Below are 18361 nucleotides of genomic sequence, written 5' to 3'. Positions count from 1 at the left end.
ACGGCCTCCTTACGCGGTGGGGATCTTCACCGGTGGCGTGAACGGGGTCTTCATCGGGCCGAGCGCGGCGAGGTCCACCTCGACGAGGACCGGCCCGTCCATGGCGAGCGCGTCGCGGATCACCGGTCCGGCGTCGCTCTCGGCGGCGATACGCGCGTACGGCAGCGAGCAGGCGGCGGCGAGTTGGGCGAAGTCCGGGGTGAACAGGTCGACCCCGCTGCGGCGTTCGCTGTAGCGGTCCTGGGTGTTGCGCAGGACGCCGTAGCCGCCGTCGTCGAAGACGAGCAGCAGCAGGCGGGGCCGCTCCTGGGCGACGGTGAGGAGTTCGCCGAGGTGGACGGCGAGGCCGCCGTCGCCGGCGATGACCACGGTGGGCTCGTGGGGGCGGGCGAGGGCGGCGCCGATGCCCATGCCGAGGCCCTGGCCGATGCCGCCGCCGCGCGGGAAGACGTTGCCGCGCGGGTCGTGGATGGGCAGCAGCCGGTTTCCCCAGGTGGAGGACGGGATGGTGACGTCCCGGGCGACGACGGCGCCGGGCGGCAGGGCGGCGGCGAGGGCGTCGCAGATCGCGGCCTGCGGGCCGATGGCGTCCCGCTGGGCGGCACGCACCTCGTCGCGTACGGCGGTGACGCGGGCGCTCCAGCCCGGGTCGGCGGGCGCGGCGGCCGGGGTCAGTTCGGGCAGCACCCGGGCGGCGTCGCCGTGCAGGGTGTGCGTGGCGGGGTGGACGCGGCCGAGGGCGGCGGCGTCGACGTCGATCTGGATGTGCGCCTCGGGGAGGCGGAGGGTGTAGTCGGCGGTCTCGTTGGAGCGGAAGTGCGTGCCGATGGTGACCAGGACGTCGGCGTCGTCGAGCAGGGCGCGTACCGCGGGCGTGGTGGCGTAGTTGCCGATGACCTGCGGGTGGTCCTCGGGGATCGTGCCGCGCCCGGAGTTGGAAGTGATGAGGCCGGCGCCGGTGGCGCGCAGCAGCTCCAGGACGGCGTCCCGGGCACGGGTGGCACCGCCCCCGGCCCAGATCAGCGGGCGTCGCGCGGTGGCCAGCAGCTCGCGTGCGGTGGCGAGTTCTGCCGGGTCGGGAGCCGGGACCTCGGCGTGGGGTGCCGCAGCACCGTCGTCCCGCTGGGCGGCGTACTGCAGGTCGATGGGCCACTCGATGCTGGCCGGTCCCCCGGGTGCGGTCAGGGCCACGGCGGCGGCCTCACGCAGCAGGCGGCCGGCGCTCTCGGTGTCCGGGACGGTCGCGGCGTACGCGGAGACCGCGCGGAGCATGCCGAGCTGGTCCTTGGTCTCGTGGATGAAGCCGCGTCCGCTGCCGAGGTACTGCGTCTCGATCTGCCCGGTGACGTGCAGGACGGAGGTGCCTGCGGCGAGCGCCTCGATCAGGGAGCCGGCCGCGTTGCCGGCGCCGGTGCCGGTGGAGGTGAGGGCGCAGCCGAGGCCGCCGCGGGCGCGGCCGTAGCCGTCGGCGGCGTTGACGGCGGTGGCCTCGTGCCGCACGGGCACGAAACGCAGTTCGCGGTCGACGGCCTCGACCAGGGGGAGGTTGTGCACGGACACGATGCCGAAGACCGTGTCGATGCCGAATTCCTTCAGGACGGCGACGAGGAGGTCGCCTCCGGTGCGGTACGTCATGCGTGCCTCTCAATGCCTGTCAGTGCCTGTCACTGCCTGTCCGTGCCTGTCAGGCGTCCTAGAAGACGCCGCGGCCGACCCCGCCGCAGACGTCGATGGCGGTTCCGGTGATGTACGAGGCGCGCGGCGACAGCAGCGTCACGATCGCGTAGGCGACCTCCTCGGCCCGGCCGAGCCGGCCGAGGGCGACGCCCCGGTCGGCGGCGAGCTCGGCCTGCCAGTCCTCGTAGGACAGGCCGGTGTGGGCGGCGGCGTGCCGGCGGGTCCACTGTCCGGTGTCGATCAGGCCGAGGCAGACGGAGTTGACCCGGATGCCCTCGGGGGCGAGTTCGGTGGCGAGGGACTTGGACAGGTTGAGGATGCCGGCGCGGGCCGCGCTGGTGGTGATCAGGCGAGGCTCGGGCTGCTTGGCGAGGACGGCGTTGACGTTGACGACGCCGGCAGCGTCGGAGCCGCGCAGGTGCGGGCGGGCGGCGGCCAGGGGGTTCAGCACGCCCGTGAACTTCAGCTCCAGTTCGTCGCGCCAGTCCTCGGCGTCGGTGTCGTCGAGCCGTTTCATCCGGGACTGGCCGGCGTTGTTGACGAGTCCGTCGAGGCGGCCGAAGTGTGCGGCGGCCCGCTCGACGAAGGCGGTGACGGCGTCCGCGTCGCGTACGTCGCACACGCCGGTCAGCAGCCGGTCGCCGGCGCCGAGGCGGGCGGCGGCCTTGGCGAGGCGGTCGGCGTCGCGGCCGCAGGTGGCGACGTGTGCGCCTTCGTCGAGCAGCGCGCGGACCGTGGCCAGACCGACGCCCGAGCTGCCGCCGGTGACCAGGACGGTCCGGTCGGCGAGACCCAGATCCATGGAGTTCTCCGGTTCTTGGGGGGATCAGTGCATGGTGAAGCCGCCGTTGACGGCGATCACCTGTCCGGTGAGGTAGCGGGACTCCTCGCCGAGCAGGAAGGAGACGAGTCCGACGAGGTCGTCGGGCTGCTGCGGGCGGGAGATCGCGCGGTGGCCGGCGTAGAGGGTGTGGCGTTCGAGGGGCACGGTCTCAGTGGCCTCGCACTCGGTCAGGCCGGGTGCGACCGCGTTGACGGTGATGCCCTGCTCTCCGAGTTCGCGGGCCATGCCCCGGGTCAGGGCGATGACGGCGCCCTTGGAGGCGATGTAGTGCGCGAGGCGCGGGGAGCCGTACAAGGCGGCGTCGGAGGCGATGTTGACGATGCGTCCGGGGCGGGCGAGCAGCGGGTGCAGCGCCTTGGCGACGAGCCAGGGTCCGCGCACGTTGACGGTCATCAGGCGGTCCCAGGTCTCGATGTCGATGTCCTGGAACTCCTTGCCGCCGACGCCGTTGGCGAGGGCGGCGTTGTTGACCAGCCCCCAGACCGGACCGAACTCGCCCACCTGCTCGGCGAGTTGCGTGACGGAGGCGGGGTCGGCCACGTCGCAGTGGACGTAGTGGGCCTGGCCGCCCTCGGCGCGGATCGCGGACGCGGTGCGTTCGCCCCACTCGGCGTTGAGTTCGGCGACGACGACCCGGTGGCCGTCGGCGCCGGCCCGGCGGGCCATGGCCTCCCCCAGGCCACGGCCCGCCCCGGTCACGACGACCGTGCGCGTCTCGTCAGTCACGGGTGACGCCGTACAGCGGCGAGTACTCGGGGTAGGTCGGCACCTGCGGCTTCTGCGTGCCGATGATCACGCAGAACAGCGCGTCGGTGTCGCCCTCGTTCTTCAGGGAACGGGTGACGCCGGCCGGGACGACGATCATGTCCCGGTAGCCGAGGGTGCGGTACTCGACCTCGTCGGGGCCGCGGTGGATGCCGACGCGGACCTGGCCCTCCAGGACGAAGAAGGCCTCCTCCACGTCGTGGTGGGTGTGGGCCGGGCCCTCGGCGCCGGGCGGCAGCAGCATGTTGGAGAAGGTGAAGCCGCCGGAGGGGATGATCCGGCTGTCGTTCTCGTGGTTGCCCGTGGCGCCGGAGCCGACGTAGCGGATCTGGGCGCGGCGGTACTGCGGGCCGGCCTTCTCCTGGAAGGACAGGGTGCCCCAGTCGGGCTCGCGGGAGTCGCGGCTGGCGATGAGCGAGTCGGTGTACTTGGCGAGGTCGCCGTTGTTGTCGTACTCGGTGGTGGTCAGGGGCATGGCGGGTCAGCCTTTCGTGCGGGGGTTGGTGACGATGTGCAGGTGGGCCAGGACCCAGGCGTTGAAGCGCTCGGGCTGTTCCTGGTTGGCCAGGTGGCCGGCGTCCTTGACGACCACACTGGCGGTCCTGCGCAGGCCACCGGCCAGGGCCTGGGCGGCGTCCGGGCCGGTGACCTGGTCCTTGTCGCCGCACAGCACGAGCGTGGGTGCGGTGATGCGCGGCAGGTCGGCGCGCAGGTCGGCGGAGGCCATGGACGCGGCGGCGTGGGCGTAGCCCGGCAGGCGTACCGCGTGGGCCATGGTGTCGACGACCCGCCGCACGAGCTCGGGGGGTGCGCCGTCGGAGACCAGGCGGGGTCCGCGCCGTTCGGCGAACGCGCGGGGCCCGAGGGCCCGGAGTTCGTCCGCGCGGGCTCGCATCGCGGCGGCCTTGCCGGGGTCGGTGCCGGAGCCGGGGCTGGAGTCGGCCAGGATCAGGGAGGCGACGAGCGCGGGGTGGCGCAGGGCGAGCCGCAGGGCGATGACGCCGCCCCAGGAGACGCCGAGGACGTGGGCGCTGCCGCCGCGGGCCCGGATCACCTCGGCCGCCACGTCCGCGAAGCCGTCGAGGTCGAGCGGTGCGTCCGGGTCGGGCGAGCGGCCGTAGCCGGGGGCGTCCCAGGCAGCCACCCGGAACTCCTCGGCCAGGGCCTGGAGTTGGGGCCCGAAGGAGGCCGAGGAGGAGCCGATGCCGTGCAGGCACAGCAGCAGCGGCCCGGAGGTGCCCGCCTCCTCCACGTGCGCCTTGGCGGGGGTCACAGGATCTGTCCCGGCCGTCCGGCGATCGCGCCGAGCGAGCGCAGCACCGCGTACGGCACGACCTTGCTGGTGGCGGGGTTGTCCGCGTCGGGGGTGTGGGCCGCCTCGAAGCGGTAGGCGCCGTGCGGGCCGGACGCCTCGACGACGTGCCGGGTGTGTACCGCGGCGGGGTCGGCGACGACGCGGACGTGGACGGCGTCCAGGTCGCCGACGGCCAGCGCCACCGAGGCGGCGACGTTCGTGGAGCGGGGGAACTTCACGGGGATGTCCCGGGCGGTGCCGGCGAGGACCTCGACGGGGCCGGTCGCGGTGCGCAGCCGCTGCAGCAACTCCTCGTCCATCCAGGGCTGTTCGAGGGTGCCGGGGAGTTTCGTGGTGGTGAGCCGGACGTGGTCGAGGGGGCCGAGGGCGCGGACGGCCTGGAGGAGGTCGAGGCCACCGACGGCGCCGCCGGTGAAGTACACGCGGCCCGGTCCCGCGGTCAGCAGCCGCTTGGCGAGGTCCTCGTCGGTGAGGGCGCCGGTGGAGGCGACCAGCAGGTCGGTGCCGGAGGTGAGGACCCGTTCGCCCCAGGCGCGGACCACTGCCTGGCCGGCGGCCTCCACGACGAGGTCGCAGCGGTCGACGGCGTCCTCGAAGGGGAGTTGTTCCGCGGGTGCGGCGCCGCCCAGCGGGCGGTTGTCGACGACGCACTCCAGCGTGGCGCCCGGTACGTCCCCGGCGGCGAGGGCGGTGCCGACGACGCGGCCGATGGCGCCCCAGCCGACCAGGGCGACCTTGAGGGGGGTGGGGTTCATGCGGGGGCTCCTTGCGGGGCGGCGGGCCGGGCGTCGAGGGGCGGCTGGACGGGGGTGCCGTCCGGGGTGCCGGCCATGTGGGCGCGGATCAGCGGCGAGGGCGGTCCGGCGGTGCCCCACAGGTCGGACAGCTCGGGGACGCGCCGCCACACCTTGCAGATCCAGCGGTCCTCGACGACCTGGGCGACCTCGGAGGTGTACTCGCAGACCAGACCGGTGGGGTCGGTGAAGTAGGAGAAGGTGTTGTTGCCGGGGCCGTGCCGCCCCGGGCCCCACTGGGGTGTGATCCCGTGGTGGCGCAGCCGGCCGAGGCCGCGCATGAAGTGGTCCAGCGAACTCATCTCGTAGGCCACGTGGTTGAGGGACACCCAGGGCGCCTGGTTGAAGGCGACGCAGTGGTGGTCGCTGTTGCAGCGCAGGAACGCCATCTGGTGCTCGGACCAGTCCGAGACGCGCAGGCCGAGCACCTCGCGGTAGAAGGCGACGGAGGCGTCGATGTCGGGGGTGTTGAGGACGACGTGGGTGACGCCGACGGGCACGGCGGCGTCCCGGCCGCGCGGCGGTACGGCCCAGGTGTCGGCGGACAGCTCGATCAGGCGGCCCTCGTGGTCGTGGAAGCGCAGCCCGTATCCGCCGCCGACCTGGTCGAGGGGGCCGGGTCCGGTGACGGGACGGATGCCGCGCCGTTCGAGCCGGCGGGCGGCCTCGTCGATCTCGGCCGGTGTCGTCACGGCGAAGGCGAGTTTGCCGAGGCCGATGCGGTCGGAGCGGCTGAGCTGGAGGGCGTGGTGCTCCTCGCCGGTGCCGCGCAGCCAGCTGGCGCTGTGGCCGGCCTCGACGACCTCCAGACCCCAGGCCTCCTCGTAGAAGTCGGTGGCCTCGCTGAAGTGCGGGGTGTGCAGTTCGACGGAGCGCAGGGCGCGCAGGTGGGCGACGGGGGGTTCGGGCGGTCGGGACATGAGAACTCCGGGTGGGTCAGCCGGCCCAGGGCAGCGGCGCGGTGGAGGTGCCCCAGTACAGGGACTTCTGGCGCTGGTAGGCGCGGATGCCGTCGCGCCCCTTCTCGCGGCCGAGGCCGCTCTCCTTCATGCCGCCGAAGGGCGTGGAGATGCTGAACTGCTTGTAGGTGTTGATCCAGACGGTGCCCGCCTCGATGCGGCGGGCGATCCGCCAGGCGGCGCGGTGGTCGCGGGTCCAGATGCCGCAGGCGAGGCCGTAGACGGAGTTGTTGGCCTGGCGGACCAGGTCCTCCTCGTCGTCGTAGGGCAGGGCGACCAGAACCGGGCCGAAGATCTCCTCCTGGCAGGTGCGGGCGTCACCCGGCAGCCCGTCGAGGACGGTGGGCAGGTAGTAGGCGCCGCCGTCGTAGGCGGGGCCCTCGGGGACGGCGCCGCCGCACAGCACGCGGGCGCCCTCCTGGCGGGCGAGGTCGACATAGGCGGCGACGCTGTCGCGGTGGGCGGGGTGGACGAGCGGGGCGACCTGGGTGTCGGGTGAGGTGCCGGGTCCGACGCGCAGCTTGCGGACGCGTTCGACGAGGGAGCCGACGAAGTCGTCGTAGAGCGTACGGGCCACGAACAGGCGGGAACCGGCGATGCAGGACTGGCCGCTGGAGGAGAACACGCCGAACATGACGCCCGCGAGTGCCTGCTCGACGTCGGCGTCGGGCAGCACGATGGTGGGCGACTTGCCGCCGAGTTCCAGGGAGACGGGCATCAGCTTGTCGGCGGCGGCTCTGGCGAGCGCGCGGCCGGTGGCGGTGCCGCCGGTGAAGGCGACCTTGCCGACGCGCGGGTCACGCACGATCGCGTCGCCGACGATCCGGCCGGGTCCGGGCAGGACCGACAGCAGGGCCGGGGGCAGGCCGTGCTCCGCCAGGGCGGTGCTGATCAGGCGGCCCAGGGCGAGGGAGACCAGCGGTGTCCACTCGGCGGGCTTGAGCAGGACCGCGTTGCCGGCGGCGAGCGCCGGGGCGAGTTTCTGGGCGTCGCTGGCGACCGGGGAGTTCCACGGGTTGATCGCGCCGACGACGCCGATGGGTTCGTGCACGCTCATCGTGACGTAGGCGCCGCGGGAGGGGGTGAGGGCGTCCTCGGCGGTCTCCAGCGCGGCTGCGGTGTAGCGGAAGGTGCCGGCCGCGCTGGCGACCAGGGCGCGGGTCTCGGTGAGCGCCTTGCCGGTGTCGGCGGTCTGCAGGGCGGCGAGGTGCTCGGCGTCGTCGTCGATCAGCGTGGCGACGCGGTGCAGGAACCGGGCCCGCAGGTGCGGCAGCAGATCGCGCCAGACGGGCTCGGCCGCGGCCTCGGCTCCGGCGCGCGCCGCCTCGGCGACCTCCTCGGCGGTGACGGCGTGGACGGTGGCCAAGGGGCTGCCGGTGGCCGGATCGAGGCTCTGCGCCGGGGCACCGCCGCCGCGTCGCCACCGGCCCGCAACGAGCGCTTCGTCCGGGGGAGTTCGGAGCATACGGGGCCTCCTGAACGCATCGAGTGGGGAGCTGCTTGAGTAAGCGCTAGAAACCTAAGGGCTTAAATATCTGGGACGCAAGGGGGTGGCGCCGACAGATTCGGCGGTTAAATCGCTGCTTCAGGCCTTGACGGGCTCCCGGCGGCGAGAGATACAACTTAAGCGCTTAGAAGCTTTGCGCTTACCTGATGTTTGCGCTCGGCCCTGGTGCGGATCTGGTGCGCTCTGCCACACTGGACCGACTCGCTGGCCGAAAATCGCTCTCCCCGACCCCGTGCTTGTCGTCCCCCCGCCCCCGTGACCAGCGGAGTACCGCATGACGACCGAAGCAGTACCCGACCTCTCGCTCAGAGCCTCCATAGCCGCCCGCTTCGAACGACTTCCCCTGTCCCGCTGGCACGTCACCGTCCGGCTGGTCGTCGGCGCGGTCACGTTCTTCGAGGCCTTCGACCAGCTCCTGATCGCCTACGCCCTGCCCGGGCTGCGGGCCGACTGGCACCTGACCACCTCCGCCGCGACCCTGCTGCTCACCGTGGGTTCGATCGGCATGCTGGCCGGCGCCCTGCTCTCCGGGCGCGTCGCCGACCGGATCGGCCGGGTGCGGGTGATCGCCCTGTGCGTCGCCCTGTCCAGCGTCGCCAACCTGGCGCTCGCCCTCTCCCCCTCCCCCGGCGTCTTCATGGCGGTGCGGTTCGTACAGGGCCTGGCGATCGGCGGCGAGGTCCCGGTCGCGGCCACCTTCATCGCCGAGATCACCCGCAGCCACAAGCGAGGGCGCTTCGTCCTGCTGTACGAGCTGGTCTTCCCGGCGGGTCTGACCGTGGGCGCGCTGGTCGCGGCCTGGGTGGTGCCACTGCTGGGCTGGCGGTGGATGTACGGGCTCGCGGCGATCCCCGGGGTGCTGGCCTTCGTGGTCCACCGCATGGTGCCCGAGTCGCCGCGCTGGCTCGCCGACCGGGGCAGGACCGAGGAGGCCGCCGCCGTGATGGCGCGGATCGAGGCCGCGGTGGAGAAGGCGACGGGCGCACCGCTGCCCGCCGTGCCCGACGAGCCCCCGGTCGCCGCGCCGGCCGGAGCGGAGGGCCACTCCTCCGGTCTGCGCGGCCTGCTCACCGGCCGCTACCGACGCCGCACCCTGGTCGTGGGCGCGCTCTGGTTCGCCGGCTACTTCGTGAACTACGGCATCACGTCCTGGCTGCCCACCATCTACAAGAACCGCTACGGGCTGAACCTGTCCGACGCCCTGCTGTACTCCACGGTCACCTCGTGCGCGGGCCTGGCCGGCTGTCTCGTCGCCGCGCTCACCGTCGACCGCCTCGGCCGCCGCCGGGTGATCACCGGCTGCCTCGCCGGTTCGGCCGCCGTCCTCGGCGTCCTCGGCGTCCTCGGGGCCGGTACGCCGGTGCAGGTGCTGGTGTGGACCTCACTGGCCGCGGTGTTCTTCTTCGGCTCCAACATCAGCCTCTACCTGTACACACCGGAGCTGTTCCCGACCCGTATGCGGGCCCAGGGCAGCAGTGTGGGCGGGGCACTGAACCGGCTCGGGGTGATCCTCGGCCCGATCGTCGTCGGTGCCGTCTACGCCGGCGGCCACCTCGGCGCCGTCTTCCTGACCCTGGGGGCGGTGTCCCTGGCCGGCGCCGTCGTGGCCGGTCTGGGCGCGGAGGAGACGGCGGGGCGGCGGCTGGAGGAGGTCTCGCCGTAGGAGCCTCGGCGACGTGAACCCCGGCGCGCTGTGCGCCGGGGTTCACCCATGTCAGCAGCCGCCGCAGTTGTAGTACAGGACGTCCCAGTGGTTGCCCTCGTCGGCGTAGATGTTGCCGGAGCCGGACTTCCACTGCGGGGCACCGTCGCCACGCAGGCCGATGTAGGTGAAGTTGGTCTTGATGTAGTTCCCGATGCACGTGTACTTGCTGTAGTCCAGCTTGTAGCCGTTCCAGTGCGAGTACGTGCCGGAGGCGTGCCCGGTCTCGGTGCCGCCGGTGATGTTCAGGGCGCACCCGCTGGCCCGCTTCAGGGTCTGGGCGCCCTGCGCGGTGGCGAGGTTGAGCTGCTCGAAGGACGTACAGGTGGAGTTGTAGCGGTCGGAGCAGTTGCCGGAGGACGACCAGGTGATGCCGACCTCGCGGAACATCGAGGTGGCGGTGGCGTGGCTGATCTTGGTGACGGCGAAGGCGTCGCCGGCGGTGCCGAGCACGACGGCACCGGGGGCGATGACGAGGGCGAGGGCGGTCAGGATCGATCTGATCCGGACACCGATGAGGGCTTTCACGTGTTTCACGTGGAACCTCTCTGCGAAGAGTCATGCGTCCTGTGAGGTGACTGTGCAGGTGGTGCAGGGAGATGATGCCGCAGGTCTACGCGCGTTGGCCAGAGTGCGGCTTGACTTGGAGCGCGCTCCAGCTCCTAGCGTCCTGTGCAGATCGTTCCCCACGGCTCCAGGAGGCAGCAGCATGACCCACGTCCCCACCCGGTACCTCGGCGAACTGGCGGTCTCCGCGCAGGGCCTGGGCTGCATGGGCATGAGCCATGGCTACGGCGCCTCGGACGACGCCCGGTCGACCGCGACCATCCACCGCGCCCTCGACCTCGGGGTGAACTTCCTGGACACCTCGGACTTCTACGGAGCCGGGCACAACGAGGAGCTGATCGGCCGCGCGATCGCCGGGCGCCGTGACGAGGTGGTGCTGGCGACCAAGTTCGGCTTCGCCAGCCGTCTGGGCGAACCCACCGTGATCCGCGGCGACGCCGCCTATGTGCGCCAGGCGTGCGAGGCGTCGCTGCGCCGGCTCGGGGTCGACCACATCGACCTGTACTACCTGCACCGTGTCGACCGGCGGGTGCCGATCGAGGAGACGGTCGGGGCCATGGCCGACCTCGTGCGGGAGGGCAAGGTCCGCCATCTCGGGCTGTCGGAGGCGAGCGCGGGGACCATCCGGCGGGCGCACGCCGTGCACCCGATCACCGCGCTGCAGAGCGAGTGGTCGCTGTGGACGCGTGATGTGGAGCGGGAGGTCGTCCCGGTCTGCCGTGAGCTGGGCATCGGCCTGGTGCCCTTCTCCCCGCTGGGCAGGGGCTTCCTGACCGGCCGTTACCAGTCGCTGGACGGCCTGCCGGAGACGGACCTGCGGCGCGGCCAGCCCCGCTTCACCGACGGCAACCTCGAACGCAACCTGGCGATCGTGGCACGGCTGGAAGAGCTGGCCGCTGCCAAGGGCGTCACGGCGGGCCGGCTCGCCCTGGCCTGGGTCCAGCACCGCGGCGAGGACGTCGTACCCATCCCGGGCACCCGGCGTATCGCGTACCTGGAGGAGAACGTGGCGGCCCTGGACGTCGAGCTGTCCGCCGAGGACCTCGCGGCCATCGAGGCCGCCGCTCCCGCGGACCAAGTGGCGGGCAGCCGCTATGACGCGACCAGCCTCACCTTCGTCGACGGCTGAACGACGGCCGAGCCGGGCCGGCCCCGGTCAGTACACGATCCGCAGCGCCCCGGGCAGCACCCGCGCCGTGACGGGCAGGACCGCGTCCACCTCGCCGTCGGCGCCGTAGGGCACCTCGCGGTCGGCCTCGATCCGGATCTCCCGGCCGCGCAGGACGCGGACCTGGGGGCGGGCCACGTGGGCGCCCGTGGCCAGTTCGTTCATCAGGGCGAAGAAGAGGCGGCGGGGGGCGTCCTCGATCATGACGACGTCCAGCAGGCCGTCGTCGACGCGGGCGCCGGGCGCGATCATGCGGCCCGAGCCGTAGTACGGGGAGTTGGCGGCGACGACGGTGTAGCCGCGGTGGGTGTGCTCCTGCCCGTCCACGGTGACCCGGTAGTTGGCCGCCCGCCACGTGGTCACCGCGCGCAGGCCGCCCGCGTAGTAGGAGGCGGAGCCGCGCAGCAGCCGGGCGTGGTTGGCGTGGCGGTTGGCCAGCGCGTCGACGCCCGCGTACACGCTGCCGAGCACGACCGTCTTGTGGTGGACGGCGGACTCCACCTCGACGGTGTCCACCGGCCGCGCCTCGCCCTCCAGCAACAGCCGGGCGAGGGCTTCGGGTTCGGCGGGCAGGCCCAGCGCGCGGGCGAAGTCGTTGCCCCGCCCGGCGGGGACCAGGCCGAGCACGGACCCGGTGCCGCTGAGGGCGCCGCCGATGCCGCCGGCGATGCCGTCGCCGCCGACGGCGAGCACGATCCGGCCGCGTTCACCGGCGGCACGGGCGATGTCCTGGGCGTGGACGAGGCTGCGGCTGTACTCGGTGTCGAGTTCCGCCCCGGCCGCGCGCAGCACGTGGGCGACCCGCAGCAGTGCGGCCGCGGCGGTCGAGCCGCCCGCGGTGGGGTTGACGACGGCGGTGAACTGTCGCATGGGTGAGCCTCCGGGGCGGTCGAGCGGGCGGGCGGGGGTTTCAGTCCGTGGGCAGCAGGACGCCGGGGTTGAGCAGCCCGTCGGGGTCCCAGGCGTGCCTTGACGGCGCGCAGGGCCGCCACACCGAGCGGGCCGGCTTCCCGTACGTACCAGTCGCGGTGGTCGGTGCCGACACCGTGGTGGTGGCTGATGGTGCCGCCGGCGGTGAGGATCGCCTCGTTGGCGGCGTGCTTGGCCCGCGTCCAGTGCGCCACGGGGTCGCCCTCGCCCTGGGCGCTGACGACAGTGAAGTACAGCGAGGCGCCGTTGTCGTAGACGTGCGAGATGTGACACATCACCAGCGGTGGGGTGCCCGCCTCGGTGAGGGTGGAGGTGAGCGCGTCGCGGACGGCCGTGTACAGGTCCGGGATGCGCGACCAGAAGGCGGCGGTCTCCAGGGTCTCGGCGAAGGCGCCCGCGTCGAGCAGGGAGTCGCGCAGGTAGGGGGCGGAGTAGCGGCCGTGTGCCCAGCGCTCCCCCGGTTCCGCGCCCAGGGGGGTGCCGCCGGCTTCGGTGAGGACGGCGGCGGCGCCCTCGCGGCGGTGGGCGGTGTCCTCCTCGGTGCCCTCGAAGCCGACGATCGCCAGGCAGCCGGCGTCGGTGGGCAGGCCGCTCGCGCCGATGGCGTCGGGCTGGGCGAGGCCGATGAGGGTCTCGGTCTCGTCGGACAGCCGCAGCACGGTGGGGCGCGGCCCGTCCTGGGCGAGCCGGCGCAGGGCGGCGGCGCCCTCGGTGAAGGAGGCGAAGCGCCAGCCCTCGTAGCGACGGACGCGCGGCTGGGGGCGGATGCGCACGGTGACAGAGGTGATCACGCCGAACGCGCCCTCGGAGCCGAGGATCAGCTGGCGCAGGTCGGGGCCGGCGGCCGAGCGGGGGGCGCGGCCGGCGTCGAGGGTGCCCTCGGGGGTGGCGACGGTGAGGCCGAGCACCATGTCGTCGAAGCGGCCGTATCCGGCCGAGGCCTGGCCGCTGGAGCGGGCTGCCGCGAAGCCGCCGATGGTGGCCCACTCGTAGGACTGCGGGAAGTGGCCGAGGGTGAAGCCGTGTTCGGCCAGCAGCGCCTCGGCGTGCGGGGCGCGCAGCCCGGGCTGGAACGTGGCGGTGCGGGAGACGGGGTCGACATCGAGCAGCTGGTCCATGCGGCGCAGGTCCAGGGCGACGAAGGGGCCGCGCCGCTCGGGTGCGAGGCCGCCGACGACGGAGGTGCCGCCGCCGAACGGCACGACGGGGAGCCGGTGACGCGCGCACACGCCAAGGACGGCGAGGACGTCGTCGTGGCCGCCGGGCAGCACGACCGCCGCAGGGATGTCGCCGGTGTCGGCGGCGCGGATGCGCAGCAGGTCGGGGGTGGACTTGCCGCGGGTGTGCCGCAGCCGGGTCTCCGGGTCCGTGCGCACCTGGCTCTCGCCGCCGACGGCCTCGGCCAGTTCCCGCCGTACGGCCGCGTCGAGCGGTGAGTCGGGGACGTCGATGTCCTCAAGGCGCGGCGGCTCGGCCTCGCGGGGCTTGACGCCCAGCAGGTCGCGCAGCAGGCCGATCACCGGCTCGGGCAGCGGGGCCGCCTTGGCCGGGTCGCCCCAGCCGTTCCACAGCATGTCCACGGCGCTTGTCCTCATCTGTCGGTCCATCGACCTGTCGATCTGTCGATCTGTCGGCCTCGGTCGGCATGCGTCACCCGTCGCGTGGCGGCCGGTGGGCCGCCGCACGGCCGCCCCGGGACCGCCCGTGGGCGGTCCCGCGGCACCGCGGCGGGGGGGGGTTACACTGTGACACATGACGCCTATTCGTCACAACGATGGGGACAGCGATCCGGTACTGGACGCGGTGCGCGACTGCGTCCTGGCCGTCGGCGTCCGCCGTACGACCCTGACCGACGTGGCGCGTCGCGCGGGCGTCTCCCGGATGACGCTCTACCGGCGCTGGCCCGATGTGCGCACCCTCGTCGGCGACCTGATGACCCGCGAGTGGATCGGCGTGGCCACCGCGGCCATGCCCGCGCCCCGCCCGGGCCGCAGCGCGCGGGAGCTCATCGTGGAGGGCCTGGTGAACGGCGTCGAGGCGTTCCGCGCCCACCCGCTCTTCCGCAAGATCGTCGACGTCGACCCCGAACTGCTCCTGCCCTACGTGCTCGACCGCCGCGGCGCCAGCCAGGAAGCCCTGCTGGACCTGCTGACCGGCGGCCTGCGCGACGGTCACGCCGACGGGTCCGTGCGCGCCGGCCGTCCCGAACGCCAGGCCCGCGCCCTGCTGCTGGTCGTCCAGTCCTTCACGCTGTCGCTGCGGACGATGACCGACGAGGACGACCCGGACCTCGATTCCGCCGCCCTGCTCGGGGAGTTGCGGACCATCCTGGAGAGGACCCTCACGCCATGAGCACCGACGCCCCGCGCCCCGGCTCGTCCCTGTCCGCCGCGCGCCGCACGCGCGACCTCGCCGCGACCGTCGGCGGTGAGCCGGTGGACGTCCTCGTCGTGGGGCTCGGCGCCACCGGCGCCGGGGTGGCCCTGGACGCGGCCGCCCGCGGCCTGACGGTCGCCGCCGTCGACGCCCACGACCTGGCGTTCGGCACTTCCCGCTGGAGCTCCAAGCTCATCCACGGCGGCCTGCGCTATCTCGCCTCCGCGCAGTTCGACGTGGCGCACGAGAGCGCCGTGGAGCGCGGGGTGCTGATGGAGCGCACGGCTCCCCATCTGGTGCGCGCCCAGCCGTTCGTGCTGCCGCTCACCCCGCTGGTGTCGCGCGGTCAGGCGGCCCTGGCCTGGGCCGGCTTCCGGGCCGGCGACGCACTGCGGCTGGCCGCCCGCACCGCCCGGGGCACGCTGCCGGCGCCGCGCCGGCTGTCGGCGGTCGAGACCCGTACGCTCGCCCCGGGCCTGCGCTCTGGCGGACTGCGCGGAGGCCTGCTGTCCTGGGACGGAAGGCTCACCGACGACGCCCGTCTGGTCACCGCCCTGGCCCGGACCGCCGCCGCGCACGGCGCGCGCGTGCTGACCCGGCTGCGGGTGCTGGAGCTGTCGGGGTGGGGCGCACGCGTACGCGACGAACTCACCGGCGAGGAGGGCGAGATCCGCGCCCGCGCGATGATCAACGCGGCCGGGGTGTGGGCGGACGGCCTGGTCGACGGCATCCGGATCCGCCCCTCGCGCGGCACCCACCTGGTCCTGCGGGCCGATCGCCTCGGCCCGCTGCCGGCCGGCCTGCACATCCCGGTCCCCGGTGAGACCAACCGCTTCGTCCTCGTCCTGCCCCAGGGCGACGGCCGGGTCTACGTCGGCCTGACCGACGAGCCGGTCGAGGGGCCGGTGCCCGACGTGCCCGAGGTGCCGGAGACGGACATCGGCTTCCTGCTCGACATCCTCGGCTCCGCCCTGGACACCCCGCTGCACCGCTCCGACGTGGTGGGCGCGTTCGCGGGCCTGCGCCCGCTGCTGGACACGACCGCCGACGGCACCGCCGCCAGGACGGCCGACATCTCCCGCCGCCACGCCGTCCTGACGTCGTCCGACGGAGTCGTCACCGTCGTGGGCGGCAAGCTCACCACCTACCGGCGCATGGCCCAGGACGCCGTCGACCGCGCCGTCGCCACCCGCCGACTGCCCGCCGGCCCCTCCCCCACCGCGGCGCTGCCGCTGGTCGGCGCCGCCGCCCCGGCCCGGCTCGGCGCGCTGCCCGCCCCGCGCCGCCTGGTCCAGCGCTACGGCACCGAGGCCACCGCCGTCCAGGCGCTCGCCGGGCACGATCCGCGCCTGGCCGAGCCCGTGCTGCCCGGCCACCCGGTCACCGGGGCCGAACTGCTGTGGGCGGTGCGCCACGAGGGCGCGCTCGACGCCGCGGACGTCCTGGACCGCCGTACCCGGATCGGCGTCGTGCCGCAGGACCGCGCGGCGGCCCTGCCCGCCGTGGAGGAGATCGTCGGCGGGGCTCTGGCCGAACGCGACTGACGGGACGACAGACCGCGGCCGGGTCGCGCACCCCGAACCGGCCATGGTCACTTCACGGCCAACTGTGCGCTGAGCGGCGGCAGTTGGCCGTTCACCGTGCTTTCGCCATGCGGAAACATGACCGAAACAGTGTTCACGCGGCAACTATGCCAACGCCTACTGGCACCTTTAACCTGACTCGTCAGTAACCCCGCACTGCCCGCGGCGCGAACCGCCGGCGCAGCAGCCTTCCCGTGCGCCCGCTCGCACCGCCGGTCCCTCACCCCTCTCGCCCCTCGGGGCGCCCTTTTCCGCACGAAAGGACAAAGAGGATGAAAGACCAGCAAGGCGGACAGGTTGTCGGCCGCATCCGGTGGAGACGGTTCGCAGCTCTCGCCGTCCCCGGCTGCGCGGCCACCGCCGCCCTCGGCGTCGCCCTCGCACAGGGCGCCATCGCCGCCTCGTTCGCGGTGTCGGGCCAGCAGTTCAAGGTGTCCGCCGACAGCCTCACCGGCCAGGGCTTCGCCCAGTACGGCACCATCGACACCAACGCCCGCAACGACCTTCTGCCGGTCGCCACGGTCGGCATCAGGACCGCGAAGATCAACAACCTCTGCCAGTCGGTGGTCACCAAACTGCCCGTGCTCGGCAACATCTCGCTCACCCTGACCGCCGGCGGCGGCGCCACCCCCGTGGAGGCGGAGAACCTCTTCCTCGACGCCACGCAGCTGGAGGGCAACGCCACCTTCCACACCATCGAGATCGGCCGGGACGCCTCCACCCTCGACAAGGGCCCCGAGGGCGCGCAGGGCATGCAGGACGCCTTCTCCCAGCAGGCCGACGACATGGAGATCACCAACCTCCGGCAGGTGGCCTGGGCCGCCAACGCCGGGACGTTCAAGCTGTCCGGCCTCAAGATGAAGGTCACCAAGGGGAAGAAGGAATGTTTCTGAGCCGGCGCAAGTGGCGTGCCTGGCGCCGCAGCCGGCCCTTCTGGGGCGGCCTGGCCACCGTCCTCGCCGGCGGCGAGATCTGCGTCCTTCCCCTCGCCCCGCTGGAGGTCATGCTCAAACAGGGCGTGGCCGGCCTCCCGTCCGTCCTGCTCGGGCTGGTCATGATCGTGCTCGGCCTGTCCGCGTGGGTCGCCCCGCACTACCGCGGCCTGGCCGGCACGCTCACCGTGCTGCTGGCCGTCGCCGCCCTGGTCATGTCCAACCTGGGCGGGTTCCTCCTCGGCACACTGCTCGGCATCGTCGGCGGCTCGATGATCTTCGCCTGGCAGCCGGTGCGGCCGGAACCGGCCACGGAACCGGCCACGGAACCGGCCGCGGACGAGCCGGGCGGCCCCACCGCCCGGACCGCCGCCCCGGCCCCGGCCACCGCCGAGCCGCCCGAGACGGCCGCCGACACCCCCGGTACGCCACCCCCCACAGGCACCACCGCGCACCGCACCGCACCAACCGTTCGCATCCCGTCAGCCGATACGTACGGAAAGGGACTCACACCATGACGCTCCGTCCCCACAGCGTCCGCACGCTGCTCTGCACCGCCACCGGTGCCGCCGCGACCGCCGCGCTGCTGCTCGCCGGCACGACCGCCGAGGCGCAGACCGCCGCCGGCTCGACCACGGTCACCCCGGCGGGACACTCCTACAAGGCCACGCTGTCCGGCAAGGCCACGTTCAAGGCCGGCACCGTGACCCTCACCTGCTCCGTCTCCACCACCACCGGACAGGTCCCCGCCGCACCCGCCAACCACAACGCCGCCGGCCCGGTGGCCTCCACCCTCGCCGCTCCCACGTTCAGCTCCTGTACGTCGAGCATGGCCGGCGTGACCCCCACCGTGACGACCAGCGGCACCTGGGGCATCTCCGTCCAGAACGGTTCCCCGGTGTCGGCGACGCTGACGGTGCCTCAGGGCGGGATGGTCGTCAAGACCAGCGGCCTGGCCACCTGCACCATCGTCTCCGCGCCGAACGGCCCGGCGTCCATCGCGGGCACCTGGACCAACGGCGCCCCCTCCAGCCTGTCCGTCGTCAACGCCGTCGTGCCCGTGAGCGTCACCGGCACCTTCGGCTGCCCCACCAGCGCGACGACCTCCACCGTCAACCTGGCCTACACCGTGGCCGACACGACCGATCCCAGCCAGCAGATCACCGTCGGTCCCTGATCCGGCCCGACCGGGGGTGCGCGGGCTCCGTCCCGCGCACCCCTGTGCGTTTTCCGGCCGTTGGC

Annotated in this window: 17 protein-coding genes and 1 pseudogene; 7 read left to right on the top strand and 11 right to left on the bottom strand. The window is 73.5% G+C overall.

What is annotated here, in order from left to right; all coding sequences use genetic code 11:
- Positions 1-9: 9 nt before the first annotated feature.
- The 8 genes from C3489_RS00160 to C3489_RS00125 are packed head-to-tail and all read right to left on the bottom strand — an operon-like array spanning position 10 to position 7819.
- Positions 10-1635: a thiamine pyrophosphate-binding protein gene (locus tag C3489_RS00160; protein WP_103778470.1), complete on the bottom strand. Its 1626-nt coding sequence runs from the start codon at positions 1633-1635 to the stop codon at positions 10-12.
- Positions 1636-1693: 58 nt separating this feature from the next.
- Positions 1694-2479 carry an SDR family oxidoreductase gene (locus C3489_RS00155; RefSeq protein ID WP_103778468.1) on the bottom strand — a complete coding sequence of 262 codons (786 nt, stop codon included), beginning with the start codon at positions 2477-2479 and terminating at the stop codon, positions 1694-1696.
- A gap of 24 nt (positions 2480-2503) precedes the next feature.
- The gene (locus C3489_RS00150) at positions 2504-3247 is read right to left on the bottom strand and encodes an SDR family oxidoreductase (protein WP_374936706.1); all 744 of its coding nucleotides are present in this window, start codon (positions 3245-3247) and stop codon (positions 2504-2506) included.
- Positions 3240-3761 (bottom strand): cupin domain-containing protein, encoded by a 522-nt coding sequence (locus C3489_RS00145; protein ID WP_103778464.1) that lies wholly within the window; start codon positions 3759-3761, stop codon positions 3240-3242. The genes C3489_RS00150 and C3489_RS00145 overlap by 8 nt, the downstream gene beginning before the upstream one ends.
- 6 nt (positions 3762-3767) lie before the next feature.
- A complete protein-coding gene (locus tag C3489_RS00140; RefSeq protein WP_103778462.1) occupies positions 3768-4559 on the bottom strand; it encodes an alpha/beta fold hydrolase in 792 nt (263 codons plus the stop codon).
- A complete protein-coding gene (locus C3489_RS00135) occupies positions 4556-5356 on the bottom strand; it encodes an aspartate dehydrogenase domain-containing protein (protein WP_103778460.1) in 801 nt (266 codons plus the stop codon). Before C3489_RS00135 ends, C3489_RS00140 begins: the two co-directional genes overlap by 4 nt.
- Positions 5353-6315 carry a VOC family protein gene (locus tag C3489_RS00130; RefSeq protein ID WP_103778458.1) on the bottom strand — a complete coding sequence of 321 codons (963 nt, stop codon included), beginning with the start codon at positions 6313-6315 and terminating at the stop codon, positions 5353-5355. The genes C3489_RS00135 and C3489_RS00130 overlap by 4 nt, the downstream gene beginning before the upstream one ends.
- 16 nt (positions 6316-6331) lie before the next feature.
- Positions 6332-7819, bottom strand: a complete 1488-nt coding sequence (locus C3489_RS00125) for an aldehyde dehydrogenase (RefSeq protein WP_103778456.1) — start codon at positions 7817-7819, stop codon at positions 6332-6334.
- A 316-nt stretch (positions 7820-8135) separates the two neighbouring features.
- On the opposite strand from C3489_RS00125, the gene C3489_RS00120 reads away from it, so the two are divergent.
- A complete protein-coding gene (locus C3489_RS00120; protein ID WP_103778454.1) occupies positions 8136-9524 on the top strand; it encodes an MFS transporter in 1389 nt (462 codons plus the stop codon).
- 51 nt (positions 9525-9575) lie between these two features.
- Here the strand turns inward: C3489_RS00120 and C3489_RS00115 are convergent, their stop codons facing one another.
- Positions 9576-10100 (bottom strand): hypothetical protein, encoded by a 525-nt coding sequence (locus C3489_RS00115; RefSeq protein WP_103778452.1) that lies wholly within the window; start codon positions 10098-10100, stop codon positions 9576-9578.
- A 172-nt stretch (positions 10101-10272) separates the two neighbouring features.
- On the opposite strand from C3489_RS00115, the gene C3489_RS00110 reads away from it, so the two are divergent.
- On the top strand, positions 10273-11259 hold the full coding sequence (locus C3489_RS00110) for an aldo/keto reductase (protein ID WP_103778450.1): 987 nt from the start codon (positions 10273-10275) through the stop codon (positions 11257-11259).
- A gap of 27 nt (positions 11260-11286) precedes the next feature.
- Here the strand turns inward: C3489_RS00110 and C3489_RS00105 are convergent, their stop codons facing one another.
- A complete protein-coding gene (locus C3489_RS00105; RefSeq protein WP_103778448.1) occupies positions 11287-12168 on the bottom strand; it encodes a YegS/Rv2252/BmrU family lipid kinase in 882 nt (293 codons plus the stop codon).
- A 40-nt stretch (positions 12169-12208) separates the two neighbouring features.
- Positions 12209-13808 (bottom strand): annotated as a pseudogene (locus C3489_RS00100) (FAD-binding oxidoreductase).
- Positions 13809-13980: 172 nt separating this feature from the next.
- Between C3489_RS00100 and C3489_RS00095 the strand changes: the two are divergent.
- From C3489_RS00095 to C3489_RS00075, 5 genes are all read left to right on the top strand, one after another.
- The gene (locus tag C3489_RS00095) at positions 13981-14580 is read left to right on the top strand and encodes a TetR/AcrR family transcriptional regulator (RefSeq protein WP_103778446.1); all 600 of its coding nucleotides are present in this window, start codon (positions 13981-13983) and stop codon (positions 14578-14580) included.
- Positions 14577-16148, top strand: coding sequence for a glycerol-3-phosphate dehydrogenase/oxidase (locus tag C3489_RS00090; protein WP_103778444.1), 1572 nt, complete (start codon positions 14577-14579; stop codon positions 16146-16148). The genes C3489_RS00095 and C3489_RS00090 overlap by 4 nt, the downstream gene beginning before the upstream one ends.
- Positions 16149-16459: 311 nt before the next feature.
- Positions 16460-17080: a DUF6230 family protein gene (locus tag C3489_RS00085; RefSeq protein ID WP_103778441.1), complete on the top strand. Its 621-nt coding sequence runs from the start codon at positions 16460-16462 to the stop codon at positions 17078-17080.
- Positions 17071-17637: a DUF6114 domain-containing protein gene (locus tag C3489_RS38975; protein ID WP_219821912.1), complete on the top strand. Its 567-nt coding sequence runs from the start codon at positions 17071-17073 to the stop codon at positions 17635-17637. Before C3489_RS00085 ends, C3489_RS38975 begins: the two co-directional genes overlap by 10 nt.
- Entirely contained in the window at positions 17634-18296 is a 663-nt protein-coding gene (locus C3489_RS00075) for a hypothetical protein (protein WP_181139435.1), read from the top strand. The genes C3489_RS38975 and C3489_RS00075 overlap by 4 nt, the downstream gene beginning before the upstream one ends.
- Positions 18297-18361: the final 65 nt, after the last annotated feature.

This window comes from Streptomyces sp. Ru71 (assembly GCF_002920535.1).
Classification (GTDB): Bacteria; Actinomycetota; Actinomycetes; order Streptomycetales; family Streptomycetaceae; genus Streptomyces.
Note: the sequence above shows the minus strand (reverse complement) of the source record. Positions and strands in the feature narration are given on the sequence as shown.

Coding starts and splice junctions, on each gene's coding strand:
- C3489_RS00160 (WP_103778470.1), bottom strand. CDS start 1,635: ATGACGTACCGCACCGGAGGCGACCTCCTCGTCGCCGTCCTGAAGGAA.
- C3489_RS00155 (WP_103778468.1), bottom strand. CDS start 2,479: ATGGATCTGGGTCTCGCCGACCGGACCGTCCTGGTCACCGGCGGCAGC.
- C3489_RS00145 (WP_103778464.1), bottom strand. CDS start 3,761: ATGCCCCTGACCACCACCGAGTACGACAACAACGGCGACCTCGCCAAG.
- C3489_RS00135 (WP_103778460.1), bottom strand. CDS start 5,356: ATGAACCCCACCCCCCTCAAGGTCGCCCTGGTCGGCTGGGGCGCCATC.
- C3489_RS00130 (WP_103778458.1), bottom strand. CDS start 6,315: ATGTCCCGACCGCCCGAACCCCCCGTCGCCCACCTGCGCGCCCTGCGC.
- C3489_RS00125 (WP_103778456.1), bottom strand. CDS start 7,819: ATGCTCCGAACTCCCCCGGACGAAGCGCTCGTTGCGGGCCGGTGGCGA.
- C3489_RS00120 (WP_103778454.1), top strand. CDS start 8,136: ATGACGACCGAAGCAGTACCCGACCTCTCGCTCAGAGCCTCCATAGCC.
- C3489_RS00110 (WP_103778450.1), top strand. CDS start 10,273: ATGACCCACGTCCCCACCCGGTACCTCGGCGAACTGGCGGTCTCCGCG.
- C3489_RS00105 (WP_103778448.1), bottom strand. CDS start 12,168: ATGCGACAGTTCACCGCCGTCGTCAACCCCACCGCGGGCGGCTCGACC.
- C3489_RS00095 (WP_103778446.1), top strand. CDS start 13,981: ATGACGCCTATTCGTCACAACGATGGGGACAGCGATCCGGTACTGGAC.
- C3489_RS00090 (WP_103778444.1), top strand. CDS start 14,577: ATGAGCACCGACGCCCCGCGCCCCGGCTCGTCCCTGTCCGCCGCGCGC.
- C3489_RS00085 (WP_103778441.1), top strand. CDS start 16,460: ATGAAAGACCAGCAAGGCGGACAGGTTGTCGGCCGCATCCGGTGGAGA.
- C3489_RS38975 (WP_219821912.1), top strand. CDS start 17,071: ATGTTTCTGAGCCGGCGCAAGTGGCGTGCCTGGCGCCGCAGCCGGCCC.
- C3489_RS00075 (WP_181139435.1), top strand. CDS start 17,634: ATGACGCTCCGTCCCCACAGCGTCCGCACGCTGCTCTGCACCGCCACC.